The 10,374-nt window shown below is 63.4% G+C and carries 11 protein-coding genes; 1 reads left to right on the top strand and 10 read right to left on the bottom strand.

Features of this window, described 5'->3' with window-relative positions; all coding sequences use genetic code 11:
- Positions 1-106: 106 nt before the first annotated feature.
- The 10 genes from hisIE to hisS form a co-directional block, all read right to left on the bottom strand.
- Positions 107-745, bottom strand: a complete 639-nt coding sequence (gene hisIE, locus AC1VWL_RS02040; RefSeq protein ID WP_303749772.1) for a bifunctional phosphoribosyl-AMP cyclohydrolase/phosphoribosyl-ATP diphosphatase HisIE — start codon at positions 743-745, stop codon at positions 107-109.
- The gene (gene hisF / locus AC1VWL_RS02035; RefSeq protein ID WP_482985548.1) at positions 735-1,511 is read right to left on the bottom strand and encodes an imidazole glycerol phosphate synthase subunit HisF; all 777 of its coding nucleotides are present in this window, start codon (positions 1,509-1,511) and stop codon (positions 735-737) included. The genes hisIE and hisF overlap by 11 nt, the downstream gene beginning before the upstream one ends.
- A complete protein-coding gene (hisA, locus tag AC1VWL_RS02030) occupies positions 1,505-2,239 on the bottom strand; it encodes a 1-(5-phosphoribosyl)-5-[(5-phosphoribosylamino)methylideneamino]imidazole-4-carboxamide isomerase (RefSeq protein WP_482985547.1) in 735 nt (244 codons plus the stop codon). Before hisA ends, hisF begins: the two co-directional genes overlap by 7 nt.
- A complete protein-coding gene (hisH, locus tag AC1VWL_RS02025) occupies positions 2,236-2,835 on the bottom strand; it encodes an imidazole glycerol phosphate synthase subunit HisH (protein ID WP_481614728.1) in 600 nt (199 codons plus the stop codon). Before hisH ends, hisA begins: the two co-directional genes overlap by 4 nt.
- Positions 2,832-3,905, bottom strand: coding sequence for a bifunctional histidinol-phosphatase/imidazoleglycerol-phosphate dehydratase HisB (gene hisB / locus AC1VWL_RS02020; protein ID WP_303749768.1), 1,074 nt, complete (start codon positions 3,903-3,905; stop codon positions 2,832-2,834). Before hisB ends, hisH begins: the two co-directional genes overlap by 4 nt.
- Positions 3,902-4,981 carry a histidinol-phosphate transaminase gene (gene hisC, locus AC1VWL_RS02015; RefSeq protein ID WP_482985546.1) on the bottom strand — a complete coding sequence of 360 codons (1,080 nt, stop codon included), beginning with the start codon at positions 4,979-4,981 and terminating at the stop codon, positions 3,902-3,904. Before hisC ends, hisB begins: the two co-directional genes overlap by 4 nt.
- The gene (hisD, locus tag AC1VWL_RS02010; protein ID WP_482985545.1) at positions 4,978-6,273 is read right to left on the bottom strand and encodes a histidinol dehydrogenase; all 1,296 of its coding nucleotides are present in this window, start codon (positions 6,271-6,273) and stop codon (positions 4,978-4,980) included. The genes hisC and hisD overlap by 4 nt, the downstream gene beginning before the upstream one ends.
- Positions 6,270-7,181, bottom strand: coding sequence for an ATP phosphoribosyltransferase (gene hisG / locus AC1VWL_RS02005; protein WP_482985544.1), 912 nt, complete (start codon positions 7,179-7,181; stop codon positions 6,270-6,272). The genes hisD and hisG overlap by 4 nt, the downstream gene beginning before the upstream one ends.
- A gap of 9 nt (positions 7,182-7,190) precedes the next feature.
- On the bottom strand, positions 7,191-7,517 hold the full coding sequence (locus AC1VWL_RS02000) for a YerC/YecD family TrpR-related protein (RefSeq protein ID WP_482985543.1): 327 nt from the start codon (positions 7,515-7,517) through the stop codon (positions 7,191-7,193).
- 546 nt (positions 7,518-8,063) lie between these two features.
- Positions 8,064-9,473, bottom strand: a complete 1,410-nt coding sequence (gene hisS, locus AC1VWL_RS01995; protein WP_482985542.1) for a histidine--tRNA ligase — start codon at positions 9,471-9,473, stop codon at positions 8,064-8,066.
- Between the two features lie 112 nt (positions 9,474-9,585).
- Here hisS and AC1VWL_RS01990 point away from each other — a divergent pair, with 112 nt between their 5' ends.
- A complete protein-coding gene (locus tag AC1VWL_RS01990) occupies positions 9,586-10,344 on the top strand; it encodes a Crp/Fnr family transcriptional regulator (protein WP_482985541.1) in 759 nt (252 codons plus the stop codon).
- Positions 10,345-10,374 lie beyond the last annotated feature (30 nt).

Here is a 10,374-nt window from a genome sequence, read left to right as displayed (position 1 = left end):
CCCCATCAATAATATACCCGCCGCCCTTGCGTGGTTTTGTAATTCGGGGTTCTTTTTGGGTGCCCCTTAACCCCCCGGGCTCCGCTGGCCGCGCCACTACGGTTGCTTAGCTGGCCGCTTTTTCTGCGGCCTTGGCGTGACGGCTCTCCAGCACGCCGATCGCATCATCCAGCGACAGGCCGCGGGCGCGCAGCAGCACGATCAGGTGGAACAGCAGGTCGGCCGATTCGCCCAGCAGTTCGTCGTCACGCTGTACGACGCCGGCGAGTGCGGTTTCCACGCCCTCCTCGCCTACTTTCTGTGCGATATGACGCGCGCCTTTCTCGAACAGCTTGGTGGTGTAGCTGTTGAGCGGGCGATCGTGTTCGCGCTGCTTGATCAAGGCATTCAAGGCGCCAAGGAAATTACCCGGTGCGGCACTGAAGCAACTGGTCTCACCGGTGTGGCAGGTAGGGCCATGCGGGCGCACGGTGACCAGCAAGGTGTCGTTGTCGCAATCACTGCGGATGTCGACCAACTCAAGATGGTTGCCGGAGGTCTCGCCCTTGGTCCACAAACGCTTCTTGCTGCGGCTGAAGAAAGTGACCTTGCCACTGCTGCGGGTGGTCTCCAGTGCGTCGCGGTCCATATAGCCAAGCATCAGCACGCGCAGCGTGGCCTCGTCCTGGATGATGACCGGGATCATGCCGTTGACCTTGTCCCAGTCCAGTGCGGTCGGATCAACCGGTTTGAATTCAGTAGACATCCCTAACCTCGATTTGTTGTTCGCGCAGGAACTGCTTCAGTTCCGGAATTGCCATGGCACCGGAGTGGAACACGCTGGCAGCCAAAGCCCCGTCAACGTCAGCCTGTTCGAATACATCGGCGAAATGCTGCGGCGTGCCCGCGCCGCCAGAGGCGATCAACGGAACCGTGCACAGCGCCCGGGCCTGGCGCAACTGTGCAATATCGTACCCCTTGCGCACGCCGTCGCTGTCCATGCAGTTCAGCACTATTTCACCCGCGCCGTGGGCTTGTACTTCACGCACCCAGTTCAAGGTCAGCTTGGCTTCGGCGCGGGTCTTGTTTGGATCACCGGTATAGGAGCGTACTCGCCACTGGCCGTCAGCTTCGCGAATGGAATCGATGCCGACCACCACGCACTGCTCACCAAAGGCTTCAGCCAACTCCGCGATCAACTGCGGGCGCTCCAGCGCCGGGGTATTGATGGAAATCTTGTCGGCCCCCGAATTGAGGACGGCGCGCGCGGTCTCCACATCGCGGATACCGCCGGCCACGCAGAACGGGATGTCGATCAGGCGTGCCACGCGCTCGATCCAGGCGCGGTCCACCGAACGGCCTTCCGGACTGGCGGAGATGTCGTAGAACACCAGCTCATCGGCGCCCTGATCGCGGTAGCGCAGCGCCAGTTCGGTGATATCGCCCATGTCGATATGGTCGCGGAACTTGACGCCCTTGACCACGCGACCTTCGCGCACGTCCAGGCAGGGAATGATGCGCCGGCTCAACATGACAAAGCCTCATCCAGTTGCAGGTAACCTTCCAACAGCGCCTTCCCCAACACCGCGCCACCGCACCCAGCAGCCTTGGCCGCACGGATGTCGTTGGCATCGCGCACGCCGCCCGACGCCTGCACAGCCACGCCGGGCAGCAGTTTCGCAAGATGCGCGTAAAGCTCGATATTCGGGCCGGACAGCATTCCGTCACGGGAAATATCGGTGCACAGCAGGTGCTTCATACCAGCCCGCGCGTAGCGCTGGGCCAGTTCGTCCAGGGTCACGTCCGCGGTTTCGGTCCAACCGTGCACTGGCAGGCGCCAAACGCCGTCTTCGCCCTGACGCGTATCCAGTGCGATGGTCAGCTGCTCAGCTCCGAACTCGGCCAGCCAGGCCAGCACCTGTTCGGGCTGACGCACGGCCAGTGAGCCGATCACCACGCGACTGGCGCCTGCATCAAGGATGCGCGCCACATCGTCGCGACCGCGCACACCGCCGCCGGTCTGCACCTTCAGCTTGGTGGTGGCTGCAATCTGTTGCAGCAAGGGCGCCAGGGTATAGCCACCGGCCTTGGCCGCATCCAGATCGACCAGGTGCATCCAACTCGCGCCGGTCGCAGCGAATGCGTGCGCACGCGGCAAGGCATCCTCGCCATAGGTGGTCTGCTTGGCGTAGTCGCCCTGCAGCAGACGCACGACGCGGCCATCACGGATATCCAGCGCGGGGTAAACAGTGAAACTCATGCGGCGATCTCAAGAAAGTTCTGCAGGATGCGTGCGCCCGGCCCGGCCGAACGCTCGGGATGGAACTGCGCGCCGCATAGACGCTCACGCTGGACCACGGCGGTGAACAGGCCACCGTGATGACAGGCAGCGACCGTGTCGGAAGTGACCGGAGCGGCGTAGCTGTGCACGAAGTAGGCGCTGGAGCCGAGCGGCACGCCGTCAAGCAAGGGCGACTCGCGCAAGGCCAACAGTTTGTTCCAACCCATATGCGGCACACGCACGCCAACACCGGGATGCAGGCGGCGGACGATGCCTGGCAACAGGCCAAGGCACTCAACATCGCCCTCCTCCGAACGCTCGAACAACAACTGCATGCCCAGGCAGATACCCATCAACGGCACCTGCAGTTCGCGCAGCGGCTGTACCAAACCTTGCGCATGCAGGCGCTTCATGCCTTCGGCCGCAGCACCAACACCCGGCAAGATCACCCGTTCAAGCCCGGCCAGATCCGCTGGTGTGCGCACCATCTGCACGTCAACCTGCAGGCGCTCCAGTGCATAGCGCACCGAGCCAAGATTGGCACCGCCGGCATCAACCAGGCCGACCCTACTCACAGCGCCCCCTTGGTGGATGGCAGTTCGGTACCTTCCTTGCGGATGGCCTGGCGGAGGGCGCGGGCCAAGGCCTTGAAGCAGGCTTCAACCTTGTGGTGGTCGTTATCACCCTCCACCTTGAGATTAAGATTCAAGCCGCTGGCATCGCATAGCGAACGGAAGAAGTGCGGCACCAGTTCGGTCGGCATGTCGCCAACGCGCTCACGCTTGAACTCGCCATCGAACACGAAGTACGGGCGGCCACTGAAATCCAACGCGGCGCTGGCAAGCGTCTCGTCCATTGGCAAGGTGAAGCCGTAGCGACCGATACCACGCTTGTCGCCGAGCGCTTCGCGCAAGGCCTGGCCCAGCGCGAGACCGGTGTCCTCGATGGTGTGGTGTTCGTCGATGTGCAGATCGCCTTTGGCTTCCACTTCCAACGCGAAGCCGCCATGACGGCCGATCTGATCGAGCATGTGATCAAAGAAAGGCAGGCCAGTGTTGATCTTCGAGCTGGCCACCTTGTCCAGGTCGACGAATACGCGTATCTGGGTTTCTTTTGTGTCGCGCTGCACGGTAGCGCGGCGTGGTGCGTCGGCCAGCTCGTGTGCGATCGCATCCCAATCCCACTCACCACCGAACTGCTCGGTGCGCAGCTGGAAGCCACGGATCTTCATGTTGTCGGCAAACTGGATGTCGGTCGGCCGGTCACCGACCATGCCCGAACGCGCCCAATCGATGCTGCGATCCTGCAGGTAGGACACCATCATGCCGATGCCGGGCTTGCGATTCGGGCTGTTGTCCTGCGGCCAACTCGGATCGATCAGCACATCGCGGAACGTAATGCCCTGGCTGGCAAATATCTGCAACATCAAGTCATTCGGGCCGTCGAAGCTGGCCTGCGGATAGCCTTCGGAACCGAGTCCGTCCTGGTTGGAAACGATGACGAACTGATAGCCAGCATCACGCAGCTTCAGCATTGCCGGGATCACATTCTTGACGAAGCGGATCTTCTCGTAAGCGTCGATCTGGAAGTCGGCCGGCTCCTCGATCAAGGTGCCATCGCGATCGACAAACAGGATGGGGGTCATGCGGTGAGCTCCAGCGTGGCAAGTGCGTCAAGGACGCGGTCGTTCTGTTCGGGAGTGCCCAGAGTGATGCGCAGGGCGTCCTGCAGCTGCGGAGCGGCGCGCTGGTCACGCACCACCATGCCCGCCTGCAGCAGGGCCTGGAATGCGGCGTCGGCGTCATTGAAGCGCACCAGCAGGAAGTTGGCATCCGAGGCATAGACATGACGAACGCCACGCTGTGCCGACAAGGCGATGCATAGCCGGCTGCGCTCGCTGCGCACCGTCGCGATACGGGCGCGTGTCTGCTCAAGTGCGGCATCATCGAGCCCAGCAAGCGCCAGCGTCGAGCATGGCGCTGGAATCGGATACGGGGCCTGGCAGCGCCGCAGCACGGCGATCAGCGCCGCATCGGCAATGACGCTGCCAATGCGCGCCGCAGCCAGTGCGTGTGCCTTGGACAAGGTACGCAATACGGCGATGTTGTCGAAGCGGTCCATCAACGTGGTCGCGGACGGCTCATCGGCAAACTCGCCGTAAGCCTCGTCGACTACCACCAGCGCCTGACCGCTCAGTGCTTCGGCCACGGCCTGTACCTGCTGCAGCGGAATGCTCAGGCCGCCAGGATTGGACGGCGAGCAGAGGAATACCAGCTTGGCATTGCCTTGCTTCGCCTTGGCAATAATGGCGTCGATATCAGCGACGAGACCTTGATCGGTATCCAGCAGCGGCACTTCCAGCGCGGGGGCATTCTGCAGGCGTGCACTGACTGCGTACATGCCGAACACCGGCGGTGTGTACAACACAGCATCACGACCGGTTTCGCACAGGGCGCGCACCAGCAGGTCGATTGCTTCATCGCTGCCGCGACCGATCAGCAGCTGCTCGGACTGGCAGCCATACAAGCTGCCCAGACGCTCGCGCAAGGCCTGCGGTTGCGGATCGGGGTAACGACGGCAGCTAGCATCTGCGTCGCCAGGATTCGCCCAGGCCGATTCATTGGCGTTCAACCAGACCTCGCCCTGCAGCTTGGCGCTGCGCGCTGAGGAATAACCACCGAAGTCGCGCAGGTCTTCGCGTACCAGATCGAGCACACTCACGGCGCAACTCCCATCCGCAGCGCTACCGCATTGGCATGCGCGCCCAGACCTTCGGCACGCGCCAGGGTCAGCGCGCACGGGCCGATACCGGCAATTCCTTCGCGACTGGCGGCCTGCACGCTGATCTGGTTCTGGTAGCTGGCGACGCTGACGCCGCTGTAGGCGCGGGCCGCGCCGGCGGTCGGCAACACGTGATTGGTGCCAGAACAATAGTCACCCAGCGCCTCGGGCGTGTAATCGCCGAGGAACACCGAGCCGGCCGCTTCCACCTTGTCCAGCCACTGACGCGGCTGGCGCAGGGCGAGAATCAGGTGCTCGGGCGCATAGCGGTTGGAAATCTCGAATGCCTGCGCAATCGAATCAACCTTGATCAGCAGCGATGCACCCAGCGCTTGACGCGCAATCGCCTCGCGGCTGAGCTGTGCGACCTGTGCTTCGACCTGCTCTTGCACGGCGGCAATCATCGCTGCATCGTCGCTGAGCAGCAGTACCTGCGAATCCGAGCCGTGCTCTGCCTGCGACAGCAGGTCGGCGGCGACAAATGCAGGATTGGCACCGGCATCGGCAATAACCAGCACCTCAGACGGACCCGCGGGCATGTCTATGGCAGCAGCACCAGCCTGGGCCACCTGCTGCTTGGCTTCGGTGACGAAACTGTTGCCGGGGCCAAACAGCTTGTCGCAGGACGGCACCGATTCGGTTCCGTACGCCATGGCCGCAATGGCCTGCGCGCCGCCGATCTTGAACACGCGATGCACGCCAGTCAGGCGCGCGGCCACCAGCACTGCAGGATCGGCCGTGCCGTCCTTGCGCGGAGGTGTGCACAACACCACTTCGCGGCAACCGGCCAGCTTGGCCGGCACACCGAGCATCAGCGCGGTCGATGGCAGGGGAGCGCTGCCCGCGGGGACGTACAGGCCAACCCGCGCAATCGGGCGGATGACTTTTTCACAGACCACGCCGGGTGCGGTCTCCACGCTGTACGGCTGCGCCATGCCTGCACGGTGAAAGGTATCAATACGATCGGCAGCCTGCTGCATGGCGATGCGCAACTCGGCGGAAACCGCCAATTCGGCGGCAGCAAACTCGGCTTCGCTGACTTCAAAACGTTCCGGCGCAACGCCATCGAAGCGCTCAGTTATTTCGCGTAACGCCACATCACCGACGCTGCGCACCTGCGCGATCAAACCGGCGACCGAATCGCGGGTCTGCGCGGCAACAGTCTGTACCGGACGGGTCAGAGCGCGCGCCTGTGCATTGGCGTCGAGCGCGTTCCAATCGAGGATGTTCATACCAGCGACTTCTCCACGGCCAAGACCATCAGGCCTTGCGCGCCAGCGCGCTCCAGCTCTTCCAACCGCTGCCAGCTGAGTGCGCCACTGCACATTGTCTGCAGGCGTACAGCATCGCCTTGCCCCGGCAAACGCAGCAACGGCTCCGCGTCGGGCAGCAGGCGGGTGAGCTCTTCAACGCGGTCTTCCGCGGCTGAGAACATCAACAGCTTCTGGTCCTGCACTTTACTCAGGCCATCAAGGCGGCGAAGCAACATTGCCATCAGCCCGGCACGGGCATCATCCAGTTCGTGCACCGGGCCAGCCAATACCGCTTCACTTTCCAGCAGCACTTCCACCGGCTTGAGCTGGTTGGCGGCCAGGGTGGCTCCGCTGGAAACCAGATCACAGATCAGTTCAGCGGTGCCGAGCTTTGGTGCGATTTCCACCGAACCAGACAGTTCAACAACCTGTGCGTCGACGCCCTTTTCCTTCAGCCAGGCAGCAAGGATTGCCGGGTAACTGGTGGCGATGCGCTTGCCCTGCAGCATCTGCACGCCCTGCCAATCCCAGTCTTCCGGCACCGCGATCATCAAGCGGCAGGAACCAAAACCGAGTCCACGCAGCGGCTGGTAGGCATCAGCCAAACCGATCTGGCGACGCGCCTTGGCCTGCTCGTCCAACTCGTTCAAGCCGACCACACCCAGATCGCAGACACCATCGGCAATCAGGCCCGGAATGTCGTCATCGCGTACCAGCAGCAGGTCCACCGGCAACGATTCGCCGAAGCAGAACAGCTTGTCGCGGCTCTGCCGCCAGCTCAGGCCACAGGCGGCAAGCAGGCTGCGCGCTGGATCGGCCAGACGACCGCTTTTCTGAATGGCGATACGCAGCCGGTCGCGTGCCGGGGCGGAGGTTGAAGCACTCATGGGGTTATCTCAGTTGGATTCGGCTTTGCGCGTGGCGAGACGGTCGATGGCGGCGGCATAGCCACCGGCCCCGTGCTCGAGCGAACGCGCAACCCGGCCGATGGTGGTGACGCTCACCCCGGTCAGGTCGTAGATCTCGCGGTAGGGCACACCCTTGCGCAGCAAGGGCACCACCCGCCAGCGATCGGCCATGGCCTCCAGCTCAGCCGGCGTGCACAGATCGCGCAGGAAGGCCTGCACCTCCTGCGGCTTGTCCAGCGCAGCCAACGTACGCGCCAGCGCCTTCAACGGGGCGTCGGATGGCTTTTCACGTTCGATGTCAGGGCGTGTCTTCATCATGTATCAATGTAATAGCGTGCTAATACATTAGTTCGAAACGCACCCCGAGTCAAACGACTCAACCGGCAGTGCCGAGCCATGCTCGGCAGAGGCTTTTCTGGCGATGCCCCTGCCGAGCGTGGCTCGGCACTACAGGTATAGCCACCTATGTGGGAGCGACGTGAGCCGCGAAGCCGGCGCCCCATCCGTCGGTAAAAGGCTCACCCCTCCCCAGCCCCCCCCTTCGCTGTGCGAAAGGGATGGAGCGGATCTGTAGTTCCGAGCCTTGCTCGGCAGAGGCTTTCCCGGTGGCGCTTCAGCCGAGCATGGCTCGGCTCTACAGGCGGCCCTGCCCTTGTGGGAGCGGCGTGAGCCGTGAAGCTTGCTTGGTATCCGTTGGGAAACAGCTCGCCCCCCCAACCCTCCCCTTCGCTGTGCGAAAGGAAGGGGGCAGAAGCGCTAGTGCCGAGCCATGCTCGGTAGAGGCTTTCCCGGTAGCGCCCCCATGCCGAGCATGGCTCGGCACTACAGACAAAAAAAAGCCCCGCTATGCGGGGCTTTTCATCAGCGCGCCATCGCGCGGGTCTGTTCCAGCTCCACCTGGAGGGTAGAAGCCAATTCATCCCGGGCCACCTCGAACTGCTGCTCACGGAGCAGATCCTTCACCGCCACCACGCCGCGCGCCAGCTCGTCCTCACCGGCCAGCACCACGAAGCGGATACCGGCCTTGGCCGCGTACTGGAACTGCTTGCCGATCTTCTTCGGCTCCATCTGCACTTCGGTATTGATGCCGCCTGCCCGCAGGCGACGGGCGATATCCAACGACTGCGGCATCGCTGCCTCGTCCATCAACGCGACCATCGCGTGCACGCTGCTTTCGGCGATTCCGTCGATAAGATTGGCCTCGCGCAGCTGCCAGAACAAACGGGTCAAGCCAATCGAGATACCAACGCCCGGCAACTTGGACTTGGTGTAGTGGCTGGCCAGGTCGTCATAACGGCCGCCCGAGCAGATCGAGCCGATCTGCGGGTGATCAACCAAGCTGGTCTCGTACACCGTACCAGTGTAGTAATCCAGCCCGCGGGCGATGGAGAAATTCAGGCAATACGCGGTTTCCGGCACGCCCAGCGCCTTCACCAGCTCCAGCACTTCACGCAATTCGGCTGCACCGGTACGCAGCGATTCGCTGGCCGAGTCGCCTGCAGCAGCCAACACCGCGTCGATCTGCGCCAACGCGTCCGCGTGCGAGTTCGAACGGACCTCGACGAAAGCCAGGATGCGTTCGACTGCCTCGGCGGGCAGGCCGAAATCCGGGCCAACCAGGGTTTCACGCACATAGTCCGGGCCACGCTTGTCGAGCTTGTCGACCTCGCGCAGCACCAGCGCCTGCTGCCCGGCATCCACAACGCCCTGCGCTTCGAAGAAACCACGCATCAGCTTGCGGTTGTTCAGCTGAACGGCGAAGTTGCCGATGCGCAGCTCCGAGAACACTGCATAGATGACTGCCAGCACCTCCGCGTCGTAACGGATGCTCAACGTGTCCTTGCCGATCACATCGACGTCGCACTGGTAGAACTCGCGGAAGCGGCCACGCTGGGCACGTTCGCCACGGTAAACGCGCTGCATCTGGTAGCGACGGAACGGGAAACTCAGGTCGTGTTCGTGCTCGGCCACATAACGGGCCAGCGGAACGGTCAGGTCGAAGCGCAGCGCCATCTCCGGCAGGCCACCCTTGTCGGCCGACTCGGCAGCATTGGCCAGCGCACCGGTGGACTGCACGAAGTACACCTGGCGCTCGGTCTCGCCGCCGGACTTTGTCAGCAGCACATCGGACAGCTCGAACACCGGGGTTTCCACCGGCAGGAACCCGAAGCGCTCGTAGTTGCGGCGGATGACGTCCAGCATGCGCTGGAACGCGATCTGCTCGCGCGGCAACAATTCCATGATGCCGGGCGGGGTACGGGGCTTGATCACGGGCAAAACTCCTGCAACTCAATAGGGGGAACGGTCGCCAATTCTAGCCGCACACCGCCCGTCTGGCCGCATGAAGTACAATTTGGGGCACCCTCCCCCCCCTGCTGTAGACATGTCCCGGCCAGCCCAAGGCACCGAGCAATACCCCGTTTCGTCTATTGCCCCCGAAGGCAATGGCGGGCGCGAGTGCCTGCAGTGCTCGGTCCGCCACCTGTCGGTGTGCTCGGCCCTGTCCTGTGATGAGGTACATGCGCTGGAGCAGATTACCGTCTCCACGCCAGTCGCCATGGGCACTACGCTGGCACGTGCCGGTGAGCCGCGCGCTTATGTCTATACAGTAACCGAGGGTGCGCTGCGTCTGGTGCGCACCCTGGCCGACGGCCGCCGCCAGGTGAACGGCTTCGTACTGCCGGGCGATTATCTGGGCCTGAGCGGTAGCGACCACCATCGCTACGATATCGAGGCGATTGCCGACAGCCGGGTCTGCCGGGTGCCGACCACGCAGATGCGCGATCTGCGCCAGCGTTACCCGCACCTGGAACGCAAGCTGCTGCAACGCGCCTGCCAGGAGCTGGACGCAGCTCAGGACAATGCACTTGCACTGGCCCGCCTGCAGCCGCCGGAGCGGCTGGCTGACTTCCTGCTGCGCCTGGCTGCCCGCGAGGCAACCTTGAATGGCCGCAGCAGCAACCGGGTCTCCTTGCCGATGGGCCGCGGCGATATCGCCGACCATCTTGGCCTGACCATGGAGACGGTGAGCCGTACCTTTACCAAGTTGCGCCAGCAGGGCCTGATCGCCCTGCCCCACCTGAATGTGGTGGAGATCCTGGATTTCGCCGAACTGCAACAGCTGGCCAACGACGAGTTCTGACGCTCCATCTGTAGAGCCGAGCCATGCTCG

This window comes from Stenotrophomonas sp. STEN063, from assembly GCF_056854515.1.
Note: the sequence above shows the minus strand (reverse complement) of the source record. Positions and strands in the feature narration are given on the sequence as shown.